The organism is Paenibacillus methanolicus (assembly GCF_008124765.1).
GTDB classification, from domain to species: Bacteria; Bacillota; Bacilli; order Paenibacillales; family Paenibacillaceae; genus Paenibacillus_Z; species Paenibacillus_Z methanolicus.
The window spans coordinates 681,516-697,389 of the sequence record NZ_VNHS01000001.1 but is presented as its reverse complement, the minus strand read 5'-3'; the positions used below and the strand labels follow the sequence as shown (position 1 = coordinate 697,389).

General features: G+C 49.1%; 13 protein-coding genes. All 13 read right to left on the bottom strand.

Translation table 11 applies throughout. From position 1 onward, the window contains the following. Positions 1–8: 8 nt before the first annotated feature. The 13 genes from BCM02_RS02450 to BCM02_RS02380 all read right to left on the bottom strand — a co-directional run bounded on the left by BCM02_RS02450 (position 9) and on the right by BCM02_RS02380 (position 15,858). Positions 9–821: a DUF2262 domain-containing protein gene (locus tag BCM02_RS02450; RefSeq protein ID WP_148927449.1), complete on the bottom strand. Its 813-nt coding sequence runs from the start codon at positions 819–821 to the stop codon at positions 9–11. A gap of 309 nt (positions 822–1,130) precedes the next feature. Further along, a complete protein-coding gene (locus tag BCM02_RS02445) occupies positions 1,131–1,631 on the bottom strand; it encodes a stalk domain-containing protein (RefSeq protein ID WP_148927448.1) in 501 nt (166 codons plus the stop codon). Further along, entirely contained in the window at positions 1,613–2,101 is a 489-nt protein-coding gene (locus BCM02_RS02440) for a stalk domain-containing protein (RefSeq protein ID WP_148927447.1), read from the bottom strand. The genes BCM02_RS02445 and BCM02_RS02440 overlap by 19 nt, the downstream gene beginning before the upstream one ends. Before the next feature lie 387 nt (positions 2,102–2,488). Continuing rightward, a complete protein-coding gene (locus tag BCM02_RS02430; protein WP_148927446.1) occupies positions 2,489–3,217 on the bottom strand; it encodes a GntR family transcriptional regulator in 729 nt (242 codons plus the stop codon). A gap of 67 nt (positions 3,218–3,284) precedes the next feature. Continuing rightward, positions 3,285–4,067 carry a fructoselysine 6-kinase gene (frlD, locus tag BCM02_RS02425; protein ID WP_148927445.1) on the bottom strand — a complete coding sequence of 261 codons (783 nt, stop codon included), beginning with the start codon at positions 4,065–4,067 and terminating at the stop codon, positions 3,285–3,287. A 64-nt stretch (positions 4,068–4,131) separates the two neighbouring features. Continuing rightward, positions 4,132–5,145 (bottom strand): SIS domain-containing protein, encoded by a 1,014-nt coding sequence (locus BCM02_RS02420; protein ID WP_148927444.1) that lies wholly within the window; start codon positions 5,143–5,145, stop codon positions 4,132–4,134. A 54-nt stretch (positions 5,146–5,199) separates the two neighbouring features. Further along, complete coding sequence (locus BCM02_RS02415) at positions 5,200–6,540, bottom strand: amino acid permease (RefSeq protein WP_148927443.1); 1,341 nt, start codon at positions 6,538–6,540, stop codon at positions 5,200–5,202. A gap of 24 nt (positions 6,541–6,564) precedes the next feature. Then, positions 6,565–7,374, bottom strand: coding sequence for a TIM barrel protein (locus BCM02_RS02410; RefSeq protein WP_148927938.1), 810 nt, complete (start codon positions 7,372–7,374; stop codon positions 6,565–6,567). A gap of 696 nt (positions 7,375–8,070) precedes the next feature. Further along, positions 8,071–9,069, bottom strand: coding sequence for an NADP-dependent oxidoreductase (locus BCM02_RS02400; RefSeq protein ID WP_148927442.1), 999 nt, complete (start codon positions 9,067–9,069; stop codon positions 8,071–8,073). A gap of 56 nt (positions 9,070–9,125) precedes the next feature. After that, complete coding sequence (locus BCM02_RS02395) at positions 9,126–9,929, bottom strand: SDR family NAD(P)-dependent oxidoreductase (RefSeq protein ID WP_148927441.1); 804 nt, start codon at positions 9,927–9,929, stop codon at positions 9,126–9,128. Further along, complete coding sequence (locus tag BCM02_RS02390) at positions 9,926–10,627, bottom strand: SDR family oxidoreductase (RefSeq protein ID WP_148927440.1); 702 nt, start codon at positions 10,625–10,627, stop codon at positions 9,926–9,928. The genes BCM02_RS02395 and BCM02_RS02390 overlap by 4 nt, the downstream gene beginning before the upstream one ends. Positions 10,628–10,963: 336 nt before the next feature. Beyond that, complete coding sequence (locus BCM02_RS02385; RefSeq protein ID WP_148927439.1) at positions 10,964–11,542, bottom strand: TetR/AcrR family transcriptional regulator; 579 nt, start codon at positions 11,540–11,542, stop codon at positions 10,964–10,966. Between the two features lie 227 nt (positions 11,543–11,769). Further along, complete coding sequence (locus BCM02_RS02380; RefSeq protein ID WP_187433978.1) at positions 11,770–15,858, bottom strand: alpha-L-fucosidase; 4,089 nt, start codon at positions 15,856–15,858, stop codon at positions 11,770–11,772. Between the last annotated feature and the right edge of the window lie 16 nt (positions 15,859–15,874).

The window sequence follows — 15,874 nt, the reverse complement described above, 5'->3', positions numbered from 1 at the left end:
TTTCTGTTTCAAATGTGGGCTGATTCAAAATCACCGCTGATGTTCCCGCTAACACAAATCGAATGCCCCCCGAACAAGTCTCCGTCTGAATAATAAACAGTGAATCTGCCGTCTGGAAAGACAGAAATTGTCCAGATTTTAATCGAGTTGATGAATATCTCTTCCGTTATTTCTTCGTACTGAGGTTCATCTTCTTGCTCTAACCAATCATTTGCCAAATCGAGCAATTCATTTGCCGCATACGCTTTTAGTCTCTTGTTCCACCCTTCCTGATCACCAAACAACGAATAGGCTGTTTGAAGCGCCAACTTCATTTGGTCTTCATCCGATTGCCAATCAAAGTAGAGTACTGCCCTTCCGCCATCGAATTGAACTTCTTTTTCAAATAAATCAATCGTCTTATCCAATTCAAATTGACCTAACGTCTCATCATGATAGAAAACGGGTTTGAAGGATTCCTCTAATACCACATTCAATTCTTTATCTTGATATGATGGATCAAGAACTTCAATAAGCATAAGGGATTTTTCTCCAATTCGGACGTTCAACCTTACCAGACTGTTTGCTTGAAGGACCTCTTTTGCTTTTGATAGTTCGCTATTGCTTACAAGCCATTCCAAGCATGTTCTATCACGTATAAGTGGTTCATCTTCCCCTATCCGTTTCCACGCAATTAAATTAATGGACGGGTTCCACATGACTTGACCCATTCCTTTGCCAGCTCCGATACCGCAAGCTTCTGTAACGCCGGCAATCTCAACAATCTCGTCATCAAAACGCGCATTGAACTCCATTATTTCTTTATCTTTCCCTTTTCCCATTTCATTCCACCGTTCTTTTATCTTAATTTATCTCATTCGCTTACCTATATGACCTATAGGAGGACAAACGTAAATATGAGATCGTCACAGACCATCACTAGTGGGTTGATTATGAATTCGGTTCGACTGGCTTGACTACCTGACGTTGCAACAATCCTAAATGACGCTGTGTGTGGGTACGGTCATTATACAAATGGAATGGTGCAGTTTAAAAGGCAGAGCACTCGTAAAGTTTGGTGGCTATATTCGGAAAAGCCATGGTCATCGTCCGAGACTGTCGGTTCCCTCATTTCCGCGTTAATCAGTCATTCAGTCGACGTCCGAGATCTTCCACGCGCCATTTTCCTGCATGAACACAATTCCTTGAGTGCCCGACTTATTTCCGTACGGATCGAACAGGTAGCTGAACGTCACATACGCCAGCAGTGCGTCACCGGGACGGTCTTCGAACGTCACGGAGCGGATGCCCGTAATGAGCCGTTGGCCAATGATCTCGAACAACTGTGCCGGTGTGCCGTCCTTCACAAACATTCGGCCGAGCGCAACGGCATCGCGACTGTTCATGGCGTTTACATAGCTGTTCAGGAGCTTCGTGGCGGCCAACTTCTTCGCTTCTCCTGCGTACACGCCTTCATCGAGCAGCTGCGGCTTGAAGACGAGCAGCGTGCCGCGCACGCTTGGCGTCCACGTCAGCTGAAAACCAAACGCTTCCGACGTCGCGCGCAGCGGCAAGTAGACGCGTCCCTTCTTGATCACCGGCTTGGCGTTCGCGCCGATAAGCTGCTTGCCGTTCACCCATAGCGACGGCATGCCACCGCTTCCTGGGTTGATTCCCTGCGTATCAGGCTGCGTTGAAACGAATGCGGCTTATGCGCAGCGTTCCATCTCACGTACCAGCCGAACGATTCCGCAAGCGCGCGCATCGGCAGCAGCATGACGCCGTTCGAGACGATCGGTGCAAGCGCCGAATCGTTCACCGCGACACCGTTGATGGACAGCGTAGGAGCGGCTGGAGGAGCGACCGCAACGCGCTGGGAGGATCCACTCCAACCGGTGTCGATGTAGAGGTCATAAGTGCCAGGTGTGATCGGCTTAAAGGTGCCGTCGAACGCTTCGCCGTAGGCCGGCATCGTGAATTGAAACTTGTAACGTGCTTCGCTGTAAGGTTCGGTAAAGACAAGCAGTGCACCAAGACTTGAAGTTTTCTTGAAGAGTGTCCTAATTAATAAAAATAATATTATTGCTAAAGAAAGTACTGGGATTCCGGTACCCCAAATCAATAAATCCCCACCTCTCACAACAAACAAAATCAATTCAAAACAATAATAACACATATTGGAACTATCCTGTCTTTAGTTGAGCCGCGGCGGATTTCAAATCGGGTATCCGCCGCAATATAAACTAAAAACATCGATAAAGTTCTCTACGACGTTCGCCGCAGAGCTGTACGTAGATTTGAGTGGTCGATGCTTTCTCATGACCAAACATACCTGGGATGAAATCCAATGGGGCACCGTTATCAAGGAGTTGGCATGCATATACGTTCGCTTCAAATTCTCCCCGTCTTGCAAGCCGTTTTAAAGCCCATCTAGCATAAAAAACCAGCTGCTCGAGTATTGAGCCGCTGGTTTTTCGCTTCTTGATTTTTTGTTTATATTGGTCCCCAATTATTTGGCCCGATGTACCGTTAGATTAACCCGACTCGTCTCGCACATGAAAGTGGACAAATGAACGGGCTCGTCATTCACGTCAAAGGCGACTTTCAGAATCCGGAATAGATTCGCTCCGATATCGCACTCCAGCAATTTGGCGTATTCTTTCGTCGCGCCAATCACGTCAATGATTTTGTCGTTGCTCACAATCTCGGTACGGTAATCCTCGATGAGAATTTTGTACGTCGATTCGTTCATGGCGATCTTCTTCTCCAAGTCCGGAAAACGCGTAAGCGAATAATGCGCGATATCATAGAATAGCGGGCGATCATTGACATACATCAGTCGCTCTAGCTCCAGCACGGGGCTACCTTCTTCGATGAGAAGATGTCCGGCCACATCCGCAGACGCCGGAATTACTTCGCTTCTTAGAATGCGGGAATTCGGGATCATGCCCAGTTGATAGCTGAATTCCGAGAATCCGCTTACAGACAACAGTTCATTGTGGAACTTATTCGAGGCCACGAAAGTTCCTTTGCGGGTAATGCGCGTCAAGGTCCCCTCCCGCACGAGTTCCTCGATCGCTTTACGCACGGTTATCCGGCTGACGTTATAGAGTCCGCAAAGCTCGGCTTCCGTCGGGATCTGCTCGTCGGGCTTATACCGCCCTTGCTGAATATCATTCTTCAGCATTTGCCTAATCTGCATATACAGCGGCTGAGGGCTTGAAGGATTTAAACTCATCCAGTGTTCATCCTATCCATCGAAGGTCATATTATGTTTCTATTATACCTTGATGGCAGGCTCGTAGTCACCATGCCCCGAAATACCCAATGGTCTTCGCGGCTGTCTGAGCGCCTAATGCGAGGCAATTTTGAATGGAGCGACCTTCCACTGTGCCGTATACAAACCCGGCTATGAACGAGTCCCCCGCTCCCATCGTATCGATCACGTTTACCTCCACGATCCCCTGCCGGTAGAATTGCTCCCCATCAAAAGCGAGCGAACCATTCTCACCCAAGGTGGCCACGGCGACCTTCGCCCCCCTTTGTTTGGCCTCCCTTAAAAGTCCGCGGATATATGCGTCATCCTGCGAATACGAAAAGAAAGGGAAATCCACGTAGGGCATTAAGGTCTGCACAAGCTCACTGTCCAGATGATCCGAGAAATCAAAGGAGGTGAGAAGTCCCCTCTTTTTAAAGGACGGATAGTAGGAATCGGCATGCCCCCAAATGCCTGCATGGACAAGTTGGAAGCCTTGAACAAATTCGATCTCTTCCGCTGTGAGCGAAAAGGCAGCCATCACGCCCTCATCGTAGTCGCCGAACTTTCGGTCATTACCGACCATTTCCACATCGGTTACCGCTGTATTACCTGCTTTTCTTAACATGTGGGAGGTATTGATGCCTTTGCCACGAATAGCCTCGATCATGATCTCTCCATATGCATCGTCTCCGACCCATCCGATATAAGCCGTTTCTGCCCCTAATGCTTGCAAATAGACCGCCACATTGACGGGATTGCCTCCAGGGTAGGCTTTACCGGTTGCCAGGTACACATCCATGCAGTTGTCACCGACTGTCACGATTCTCATCTTGCTTCCGCCTTCCCATTCAGACTAAAGAAGGAGCACTACGATGTAGTGCCCGCGCCGATTATTAATATTCCATCTGTCGGTAGTACCTTCTCAGCGTCAGCGGATGGTTTCTTTCTTGCTCCAGGTAGACACTGATTCGGCTGAGTACCGCCCAGTTGATACTGACCGCGAAATGCTTGCGGAACGTTTCGCTGATGCCTGGCATTGCAAAGTCCTTCGTATCGATCACCGTCAGCTGTTTCGTTATTTTCTCCGCAAAACGTTCCACGCGTTCGATTAGCGGCCTTGTTTCATCCTCGCCTTTTAACAGAATCACGCTCGTATCCTCCACCACCAGCTCCAGCGTGCCGTGGAAGAACTCCGCCGCGTGTATCGATTTCGCGTGAATCCACTGCATTTCCTCCAGGATGCACATCGCGTAGGAGTACGTGTTGCCCCAGAGGTTGCCCGCGCCGACCATCATATGGTAACCGGTGTCTTTGTGCCGAATGGCGAAAGCCTCCGCTTGGCTATCAAAAGCTTGGACCGCATCCAGGATCGCGCGGGGCAGCAGGGCTACTTCCTTCGTAAACTGCTCGTATTCCGGGAATTCGTTATTATGATGCATGAACCGGAAAATGACCATATATAGCAGCATAAAGAAGGTATCGAAAGAATGCTTCTCATAGCCTGTCGTGATGCAGTGATCGACAATCTCGGCCAGCGGCGTATTCGGCTCGGCGACCAAAGCGATCGTCGTCGCTCCCCGCTCCTTGCAGTAAGCGGCCGCCGCCACTGTCTCTTGCGTCGTGCCAGACACGGAGGTAAAGATACAGACCGAATCCTTACTGAATCGGCGATGATTCATGACCATGAACTCAGCGGCGATCTCCGCGTGCACCTCAATGGACGAGCTGGATTTCAGGATATATTCATAAGGATACATCATGGCAATCGTGCCGCCGGCCCCAATCAGAAAAAGATTGCTGTAGCCTCTCTTGGCAAGGCCATCGACGATCGCCTCAATCTGCCCTCTGAAGGCAAGTCCCTCTTCTTCTACCAGCTTTAGAAATAAGGCTTCATCAAATTTCAACATCGGTATGGCCTCCATTTATCGGAGCAGAGCTCCTAATTTTTATTTTTAAATAATTTAAGCGCTTACATTCGTGTCTTTATGATGGTTGGCCCCGTACCTCTTCTCCCAATAGTAATAGACGGGCAGCCCTGTCGCGATTACGATCAGCGCGGCAATCATCCCTTGCAACGGCGCCCAGGTAAAGGTTCCCCATGCCAGCCAAGCGGCCCCCAGGATGGCAAGAATCGTCGTGACTCTCCATAACGGCATGCGGTAGATCGGCTTGTAATCTTCTCGCTTCCGGCATTTATAGACCGCAGCAAAGTCCATGATATTGATGATAAGCTGGATGAGCGTGAAATAGCCCAGCAAGGCCGTCAAGTTACTGAAAAACACCAGCAGACAAGCCAGCGTAACTTGCGCAATAATCGAGAAGCTTGGGGTTTCGTATTTGGGATGAACTTTCGCGAAACGCTTGAAGAACAGTCCGTCCTTCGCCATGGCATATTCCAGTCGGGGCTGGAACATGATACAGGAGCTAAGCGAGCCCAGAATGACGATAATCGCCGTGATCGCTACAAAGTGGGAGGCAATGCCCGATAGCCCCGGGATATATTTCACAGCATCGGAAACTGCAGCACTCGAACCCATCAATTGCTCGAATGGCAGAAGACCCGTCACGCAGACCGCAAGCAGCGTATAAAGCGCAAGCACGATCAGCACTGAAATGATGAGCGCGCGCGGAAGGATCTTCCCGGGATTGACAAACTCGCCGGCCATGAAGCAGATCGCGGCCATTCCCGTGTAAGCCCAGGTGGTGGCGGATATACCGCCGATTAAGCTGGATTCGGCCCCTGGAAGAGGGGTATAAGCGAAGTTATCAAAGTTCATGTACATCAAGCCCAGAACAATGACGATCAGGAAGGGAATGATTTTGACCGCTGTTATGATGACCTGGAAACGACCGCCCTCTTTCACGCTGCGGTAATGAATGGAGGTGATCATCAGAATGATCGCAACCCCCAGCAACTTACCGGCAAAGCCCGAGAAGAAGGGAAAGAAACTGGCCAGATAGGAGACGATCGCAAGCGCCATGATGGAGATCGAAGGAGGGTCTAGCGCCCAGAATGTCGCCCAGCCGTACAGGAAGGCAAGCGGCCGCCATCCTGCCTTATTCAGATATACATAACCGCTCCCATTTTGCGGGTAGGCGGTCGAAAGCTCGGCTAATACCATGACCTGCGGTATCGCGATGACCCCTCCGATAATCCAGGCCAGAATCGAAATCGAAGGCAACCCGGCGGCTCGTGCAACATCGCCGGTCGAGACGAATATTCCAGAGCCTATCGTCGTTCCGACCGCAATGGCCAAAGCCGACCAGAAGCCGAGTTTCCGCGTAAGCGTGCCGTTACTCATAAGAGTTCCTCCAGATCAACATGATTAAGATAAGAAACCCGATTCCCTTAATGCCGCGATCGATTTCATCAGCACTTCCTGCGGGTTCTCATAATACCGGAACCCCATAATTTCAAGCGTAATAGCCCCGTCGTATTGGCTGTTCTGCAGAGCTGTGAGGCAAGAGCGCCAGTCCAAGACACCGTCATCCAGCCCTAAATGCGCATCCGAAACGCCGTCTCCGTCGATTAGATGAACATGACCTAACTCCGGTAGCGCATCGAAGTAATCTCCCGGACCTTCACCTGCCAGTTGCATGGCGACCGTATCGATCATGCCCTTTAATGCAGGCGATTGTATTTGATCCATCACCCGCCTAATCCCGTTTAGGTCCGTGATCAAGTTCGATTCAAACTTGGTTAACGGCTCCAGCACAACCGTCAAGCCTTCCCGCTCGGCTACCCGGGCTATCCGATAGATCGAATCGCTGGCATAGTCCAACGCTTCCTCAAGAGGTGTTGCGAAGTCTCCTATGCCGGATGTGAGCAGCATCATCTCTGTCTCCAGCTCTGCGGCGGCATATAAATTCTCCGTAAAATAATCCACGCTCTTCTGCCTCCACCCTGCATCCGAAGCCGCAATATTGTAAGGGTAGACGCACTGCTCCGGTGTAAAGCACACAAGCTTCATCCCTCTCGCTTTTAGCTGCCGACGTATGTACCGGATATTGCCTAGGACGTTGCGGTAAACATACAGATGCGGTTCCCCCGCCCATAGCTCGATGTGGTTTATTCCCAGCTGCGTCATCGACTCCAAAAAATAATCGAGCGAATAATGCCTGTATGTAATATTCATGCCTGCAAGTTTCGTATTGTTCACCCCCTTTCATGTAAGCGCTTTTAATTGTTATGTCTTGTATTATAACTAAGGGGTACATTTTAATCAACCGCTTTTTTCTGTCTGGTTCGGTGGCTTTCTCTTGCCCGTAATTTGCCGATGAAAACACGCAGTTAAACAAAGACGGCAAATAGCGCCGCAGGGATAAGTCCCTACGACGCTATTTTTTAGACTATAGTAGTCCATCAGACCCAGTTCGCTTCTTTCACGTCGATTTCATCGAGCTCCCATTCGCTTTCCAAGGAAAATCGTGGCGTCGTTCTCCATTTGAACGCAGAGTCCGCCAATTTCAAATGAATTGAATGCTTGTTCACCTAGATAACATATTCTCAAGTAAATAGTTCAACTATCCTCCCCGTGCTTAAAAGTGAAAAGGGAGCACAGCCATGGCAATTGCCCCTGGCTGAAAACTTGGCATTCTGAAAGGGCGGAGAGTATCAGGTCATTGACACGCGAGTTGAATATCAGACCCACGTGGGAAACGCCTGAGATCCGAATGATATTTGCACCGTTTAGGTTTGAAAGATAGTTGGGGTTGTTTGATGGAGCTACCGTTCTCTCGTTAGCGTAATCAGCCAAATGTTGCGAAGTGTGAATGCGGTATTATGCCAAGTCACCCTTCGAGCTTATTTGCAACATTCATATATCCTCTCCCTAAAAGGTTACAATCACTTTTCCTTCGGAGTGACCAGTAGAAACTTTAATTAAAGCCTTGTTAATGTCATCAAAATTATAAACTGAATCTATAGCCGGCTTAATATCTTCATCCTCAACTAGTTTCGTCAGTTCTTGTAATTGCCTGCCATTGGCGGACACGAATAAGAAGCGATATTCTTTATTCTGTTTAGCTGCTAATCGATCTAAACGAGCACCTACTAAACCAAACAATAGCTTTTTCCATATTGAGAAATTATTTTCTGCAGCAAAGCGGTAATTGGGTAAAGCTTTCAATGATACCAATTTCCCATGGAGTTTGAGGATAGCAAGTTCCATTTTAATTTCTTTTGTACCCAATGTATCGATAACATAATCGATATTAGAAAGCAAATCAAAATAATTTTCCTCTTTATAGTTAATGAATTGATCAGCACCGATGGACAGTGTACGCGATCTCCCTCTTTCACTGCCGCTCGTAATCACATATAACCCCATCGATTTGGCAATCGGGATAGCCATCGTACCAAATCCGCCGGTTCCTCCAGGAATAAATAATTTTTTATCGGGTTGAACATGAAGTACATCATGCAAGGCTTGATATGCAGTCAAAGCCGTGAGGGGTACCGCGGCGGCTTCAATAAAAGAAAGATTTTTAGGCATAACGGAAATCGCATCCTCATGGACTGCCGCATACTCAGCAAAAGCTCCGATTTTATTTACTGGCAGTCTCGTATAAACGGGATCTCCAACCTTGAATTTCACAACATCTTTTCCAACAGCCTCAATAACGCCGGATAGTTCGTTTCCTAAAGTTAAAGGGAAGTCATAATCGGCAATCATGCGAATACTACCATTTAAAATAAGAATGTCTAAGGGATTTACACCTGCAGCTTTTACTTTGATAAGAACCTCATGATTATTGATTTCTGGTATTTTTATATTGTTTATTTCTAATTGGATTTGTTTTGAATATTTCTCCATTTGTGCAGCTTTCAAGTCTTCATCTTCTCCTTTTCTCATTTTCTTAATTCCACATTCGTTTATTGGAAAGATTAAAGGCGTACTTTAACTTGTACGCCAACTTTAGCCTGTGCGGATCTGACCGCCTTTGTCATGAGCTTGCGAGGCAGCAACCGCGGCAAGAACGCCATGAACTTGTTGCGCCCCCCTGTTATGATTAAAGTCTTGCCCCGCAAGAATTCGCGATATCCTATGTCAGCCACCTGCCCAACCTCCATAACGCCGCTTCTAAACAGCTTTGAGGTGGCTAGCCCAGCACGATCGACAAAGCCAGTCGCTGTCGCTCCCGGACAGAGTGCCGACACAGTCACGCCTGCGCCACGCAGCTCATTCTCCAAAGCCTCAGTGAACGATAGTACGTACGCTTTTGTCGCGTAGTAAACTGCCATCAGTGGTCCAGGAAAGAAAGCCGCCAACGAAGCCACATTCAGTACCCCACCTTGGTGCCTTTTGACCATATCCGGTAAGAAAACCTTTGTCATTATAGTCAAAGCCTTGATATTAATGTCGATCATATTCGTCTCTTGCTCCAGCTGTGTCTCCAAGAATTCCCCGTACAAACCGAAGCCCGCATTATTTACAAGATAGTCGACGGTGATCCCTTTTTCTTTAAGCTCCTTGTAGATTTCCTCCGCCACGCCAGGTAACGCAACATCTTTGGCGATGTATGTCGTTTGGACACGATACTTTTCCCGATATTCCCTCGCGAGATCCACGAGCTTGTCCTCGCTGCGTGCGACCAGCACCAAGTCGTATCCATCTTTGGCGAATCGATCCGCCAGCTCTTTTCCAATTCCGCTCGACGCTCCGGTAATGAGTACAGTTTTGCTCATCATTTAAGCTGTGGGTAAATTGCGGCTACCCCGCCAGCGAGAGCACGCTGGAGTTGACGGCTCGGTTCGTCAGCAAGAATTTCAAAGCTATCGGACTCTATTCCATCAATTGCTATTTTTGCAATATCAGCAGGGTTGGACTTCGGAGCTTCTACGCCTGACGTCATGTCTGTATCCATAAAGCCTACATGCAAGCCAGCTACTCTCACATTTTGAGGATACAGATTTAAGCGCAACTCGTTCGTCATTGCCCACGCAGCCGCCTTTGCAGCCGAATAAGCGCCTTCACTCCCCCCACTACTGAACCATGATAATGCGGAAAGGATATTCAGTATGGATCCTCCACCATTATTAATAAGAATAGGTGCGAAATTGCGAATCATGGCTAATGTGCCAAAGAAGTGTGTATTAAATTCCAACTGAATTTGATCGAGATCACCGTCAAGCAAAGTAGCGCCTGTAGCCGATCCTGCATTGTTGATCAAAAGCGTTACATCTTGAGCGGCCGCAGCAGCTGCAACTACCTCTTGAGGATTCGTAATATCAAGCTTTACAGGGATTGCACCGGGAATGTCAATGGACTGCGGATTTCTTGCTCCGGCATATACCTTAGCCCCTCTGGATAGAAGTTCAAGGACAAGATGGCGACCAAAACCTCGGTTCGCGCCAGTGACAAATGCAACTTGTTGAGAAATATTCATTTTCATGTGCTCCTTTTATTGTATTTTTGTTTATGAAGTTGTTTTCTTGTTGATACGTAGTAAGTACGGTAAGCGAGTTTTACGCCATACTTTCTTTCTAACGAGAACGATCATTCTCAAAATCGCAAAAAAAAAGCTGCGTGCCTTACTGTTGTTTTTGTTTGTTGTGTTGTTTTAACTGCGCTGTTAAACTTCATTGTAAACGATGCTTTAGAGCCTCTTTCGGCGATTATATTTGAGAATGTTCATTCTAAAATAGGCGCAAGATAACCTGATCGCAAAGAGCATGGTTTAGCAGAAGGGTGACTTCACATCTGAACTGACAACCACATACCCTTATTCTTCCAGGAGCTTCATCGACATATGAGTAATACGGTGAAGCTTTTCTTTGGAAGCCGAGGTTCTTGCCATTACCCTTAACCCAATCCATACATTATGCAGGTATTCCGCCAATTCCTCAGCATCGTATGTGGAGGTGAATTCACCGTCACGTTGTCCCCAAAGAATAATCTCCCTGAGCAAATGCTCTGCTGTCGTGAATGATTTCGTGGACTTGTTGTCCACCTCGACGTCGCGCGCCGCCAATTCTACGGCCGAATTCACCATTAAGCAGCCGGCTGGCGAGTCCTCATCCCCGTCGATCATGAAACCAAATATAAACTGTAATGCCTCCGATGCGGTCTTGGATCCTTTAACCCCTCCTGCAAGCGCGGCGCTGATTTTGTCGTCAAACCGATCCATCGCTTTCAGGAACAGATTATGCTTATCTCCAAAAGTATCATACAAGCTTCTTCGATGAATACCCATATGCTCAACCAACTCGGTCATGGACGTTTTCTCGTACCCCTGCTCCCAAAAGAGCCGCATTGCCTTATCCAAGACCTCTTTCTCTTCAAACTCCTTGCTTCTCGCCATTCCCATCTCCCTCCCTTAATTAATATAACATATTGAGAACGATCAGTAAAGAATCGTTATACTCTTTTTTGATGACAAAATGGCTTGCTAGCACTCTTCGTCTGCGAGCATTGCGTCCAAGAGCTGCAGCAACTCTTTAACAACGTTGAACCAATTGCGCCCAAACGGAAAAAATAAATAAGAAACCCTTGTTAATAAAACCAAGGGTTTCTTGACATGCATCCGGTTTATCTGCCGTAAAATTCAATTTCCGATACGCTCGTGTAGCCGAATGGCGGACTTACGTAACGGTACCAGCGATACGTACCTGGATGATCAACTTGGATACCATTCCAGGCATACGTCGGCACGGCGTCAACAGAAGCGAGATCAACGAAACCGCTATTCGGACCTTCGTTCGAGCCTTGGAACTTTCCTCCAAGCATACGGCCTTCATATAAGACGCGAGGGATAAATCGGATGAACTTCAATTGGCGCGCATTTCCTTCGCCAAGATCGATGCCGGCATAGCCGTCGCTCGGGCCGAGGTTGTCGAAGAACGTGTGCGCCAGACCGTCGAATGCCTTATCGAACGTCATGCTAGGGTCGTAGGCAGGCTCCGTCCCGTATACCGTCCCTTGAAGCAGAACACCAGGCTTCTCCTGCGGATATCCGTCCACTTCAATGACGATGACCGGATTGAAAGCTCCGGGTGCACTTGCGGGCACATGAATGACCGTATCAGCTTCAACCGTTTCAAACGTATACTCGGAAGAGGCATCATCCATCGGATATATGCTGCTGATTGTATTGAACAGGGACGGGATGACGAGTCGTCCGTCTTCCGGCCAATTCGCCACATGCAAATAGAGCTTGCCGTGCGTGGACGTCGATATGCCCCACGGTTGGGGTTCTGCGTAAACATTCGCTCCCGCTCCAGATATACTATCGCCATATTTGCCCATCCAACTGCCGATTTGATTGAGTACAACTGTGCTTTCTTCCGGAAGCCCCCCATCCGGTTTCGGACCGACGCCTAGCAGCAAATTGCCGTCCGCACCCGCGGCGCTCGCTAATGTAGTCAATAGTTCGCCGCCGGTTTTCCAGTTGTTATCGTAAGCGACATAACCATAGCTGTCATTCATCGTTATCGCTGTCTCCCGGGGAAGGCTCGCTTGGGAAGCAGCGCCATTGCCGGTTCCGAAGTCTCCGTATCCGCCGCCGATGCCGCTGTTCACGAGGATACCCGATTTCAAAGTGCGAACGTATTTATACAATGCTTTGGCGTCGTCCGCTGTCCACCAGCTGCTGTCCGAGCCGTCGAACCAAATCAGGTCGGGATCCGTATCTTTAATCAATTCACGGAGCTGCTCTTTCATTCCCGCCACATACACATCCTTCTGTCCCGGAGCCATCGTCGTCGTACCGTCGGCATTCCGAGTTTGCGATGGATGGAACCAGTCGGAGATGGAGTAATAAACGCCGAATTTCAATCCCTGCGCCTTGCTCTCTGACGCAAGAGCGGCAACCGGGTCGTTATGGCTCTGGTCCTTGCCGTAAGCACTCGTTTTCATAAGGTTAAAATCGCGGAATTCGTTCACCTTCGTGTCGTACATGCTAAAGCCGTCGCGATCTTTGGCCGTGAACACGATATATTTCTGCCCGGCGCCTTTGGCGGCTGCCACCCACGACTGCGCATCGAACGAAGACGGGTTGAATGGTTTGGCTGCATATTTACGATAATCGGCTTTCGAAATGTTAGCCCAGTTCATGATCCGTTCGCCGGCCGCTTTCTCTTGCGTCTGACCGTTATAAGTGCCGGCCAGCTGGGTATAAGCACCCATACGGAACATGCCGCCGAAGCCGGCATTCTTATACCACTGCGCACGCAGTTCCTTCGCTTTAACCGTATCCTTATCCGGATTCGTTCCAAATACGAACCAATTCAGATGCAGGTTCGTCGTGTTAGGAAACACGAGATAAAGGTCGTGAACGCCCGAAACATAGGAAACGGGGGCATACTGTTCTTTAAAAACGTCGTCTCCGCCAGTGGACTGCGGGTTCAAGACACCGATCACGCGGCCGTCCGGAGCATCAAGCCGGATTTCAATCGAATGATTATTCGAAGCGTCGGCCAAAGCGAGCGTAGCCATAAACGTATCGTAGAAGCCGCCTTCAAAGTCGACGCGGCCATAACGGACCCAATCGCCCGCCTGAATTTGACCAATAGCTGTATTGTCCGGCGAACCGCTATCTTCCCTTCGGACGCTGCCGCTTTTTTCGCTGTAACGATGGGCTTGAATGGCATCATTGGCGGAAGCTTTCGCGTTGTTCGGTTCCGCAGTGTAGAATTCGATTTCCGCCACGCTCGAATAGCCGCTGTCGGGACTGACATATCTCAACCACCGGTAAGCGGTCGTGTCTTTCACCGATACTTCGTTCCACCCATTGTCCGGCGTCCAGTCGATCGTATACAGATCGACGAACCCTTTATCCGGTCCGTCGTTCGACCCCTGGAATTTGCCTTTGATCATGCGGCTCGCATAATCAAGCCGCGGGAGAAAGCGGATTTTATTGACGGGCTTCGCGTTCCCTACGCCAAGATCGATTCCCGTATACCCGCCATTCGGGTAAAGATAATCGAAGAAGGTACCGGGATTTCCGTCGAACGCCTTCTCGAATGACATGCTAGGGTCATAGCTCGGCGAAGTTCCGTATGGAACGCCCGTAAGCACTTCGCCCCCATATGGGGCATACTCCGGCAAGCCGGGAGCCGTTCCGATCCGATCGACCCTGTATTCGAATGCTGCGGTTGTTTCCGCTAAAGGTCCGCCCCATATCCGTTCCGACATCGCTTCTCTCGGTCTGCGATTGAACCATTCGAAATAATCATCGGACAGTCGAGGTCCGTACCATCCACCGGTCCAGCTGGAGAGGCTGAAGCCAAGCAGCTTCGGATCCTGCGGAATCGTCCACTCTTTGTATACGCGATTGGAGTTGGGCGGATAACCCGGCGGATCGGTCGGTCCCGTGTAGAGAATGTTCTCGTCTGAATTGACGACGTCATAACCCATTGCCGTATACTTCAGCGGCGATCCTCTCCATACTTCGACGATGATGTCTTGATCCGGCTGCAAATCGTTCTCTTGATCGATATCCCACCAGTTCCAGATTATCGACCGTTTTCCGTATGATTTCACAAGGTCGTTCAGTTCGTTGGTGAAGTCGACGAACACGTCGGCTCGCTTATTGAATCCGCGACTCTCCGCATACTGGATAATTTCCGGACTGAGAGCGGTCTTTGCATCCGTCTGATACTCGTCTGCTCCCATATGGAAGTATGGACCATCAAACAGCGGAACGAACTCCTCGAAAAGTCCTTTTATCCACTCCCGGTTTTCCTCGCGCGTAATATCGATCGTCACTCCCGTATCGAAATGATCGCCGGTGGGGAACTTGAGCTGTGGATTATACTTAATCATCGGGATCGCGTGAGCGGGAACGTCGATTTCCGGAATGACGGTCACGTGATATTTTTTAGCCAAGTCCTGAATGGCGCGAATGTCCTGCTTGCTGTATGACTCCCCCGGCGTTGCCAGACCCGGGTATTTGTCGCTTTGCAAACGGAATCCGTAATCATCGGTGAAATGAATGTGCAGCGTATTCAACTTATGCCAGGCGATCTGCCGTATCATCTGCTCAATATAACCGAGCGTAGCGAATGTATGACCCGAGTCGATCATGAATGACCGCCAGCCGATTTCGGGATAATCGAGCGCAGTACCGTGCGGCAATTTGCGGTGCGCCGGATCCTGCTTCAAGATCTGCAGCACGGTTTGCAGGCCGTAAAAAACGCCTTTGTCGGTCTTGCCTCGAATCGCCGTTTGCTTGGCGATATTCAGCACATAGCCCTCGTCGTTATCGAGTGACGAGTCCAGCGTCAGAAAAAGGTCGCCTTTCTTAGGCTCCTGCGAAACGACGACAGGCATTTTCTTGCCTGACATTGTGTTCAAATCTTCAGTGAATACTTGGGCTTCGTCCATCAATTGTTCCTCGTAAGCTGAATCTACAACGACGCGAGCGTGCTCTTTGAACAAAAAATAGCCGGTTCCGCCTTGCCATTCTCGTAAGGAAGGAACGACTTCGGGTGCCGGGTTCACTCCGACGCCTTGCTCTTCCAAATAGACATCTACCGACTCAGCTGAAGCCTGCGGGAGCTGAGCAAACGAAAGCAAGCTTAGGGTGACCGCCAACAAAGTCAACCCAGCCGTCTGAATTCTTGATTGCGGCTTTCTTATTCCCGGGCTGACATCACGGTTATTCACGTATTTCCCCATCTTTTTCATACTCCTC

What these genes read in the sequence shown, in the direction of transcription:
- BCM02_RS02450 (WP_148927449.1), bottom strand. Translation starts at nt 821, where the DNA reads ATGGGAAAAGGGAAAGATAAAGAAATAATGGAGTTCAATGCGCGTTTT.
- BCM02_RS02445 (WP_148927448.1), bottom strand. Translation starts at nt 1,631, where the DNA reads ATGCCGTCGCTATGGGTGAACGGCAAGCAGCTTATCGGCGCGAACGCC.
- BCM02_RS02430 (WP_148927446.1), bottom strand. Translation starts at nt 3,217, where the DNA reads ATGAGTTTAAATCCTTCAAGCCCTCAGCCGCTGTATATGCAGATTAGG.
- frlD (WP_148927445.1), bottom strand. Translation starts at nt 4,067, where the DNA reads ATGAGAATCGTGACAGTCGGTGACAACTGCATGGATGTGTACCTGGCA.
- BCM02_RS02420 (WP_148927444.1), bottom strand. Translation starts at nt 5,145, where the DNA reads ATGTTGAAATTTGATGAAGCCTTATTTCTAAAGCTGGTAGAAGAAGAG.
- BCM02_RS02415 (WP_148927443.1), bottom strand. Translation starts at nt 6,540, where the DNA reads ATGAGTAACGGCACGCTTACGCGGAAACTCGGCTTCTGGTCGGCTTTG.
- BCM02_RS02410 (WP_148927938.1), bottom strand. Translation starts at nt 7,374, where the DNA reads ATGAATATTACATACAGGCATTATTCGCTCGATTATTTTTTGGAGTCG.
- BCM02_RS02395 (WP_148927441.1), bottom strand. Translation starts at nt 9,929, where the DNA reads ATGATGAGCAAAACTGTACTCATTACCGGAGCGTCGAGCGGAATTGGA.
- BCM02_RS02390 (WP_148927440.1), bottom strand. Translation starts at nt 10,627, where the DNA reads ATGAATATTTCTCAACAAGTTGCATTTGTCACTGGCGCGAACCGAGGT.
- BCM02_RS02385 (WP_148927439.1), bottom strand. Translation starts at nt 11,542, where the DNA reads ATGGCGAGAAGCAAGGAGTTTGAAGAGAAAGAGGTCTTGGATAAGGCA.
- BCM02_RS02380 (WP_187433978.1), bottom strand. Translation starts at nt 15,858, where the DNA reads ATGGGGAAATACGTGAATAACCGTGATGTCAGCCCGGGAATAAGAAAG.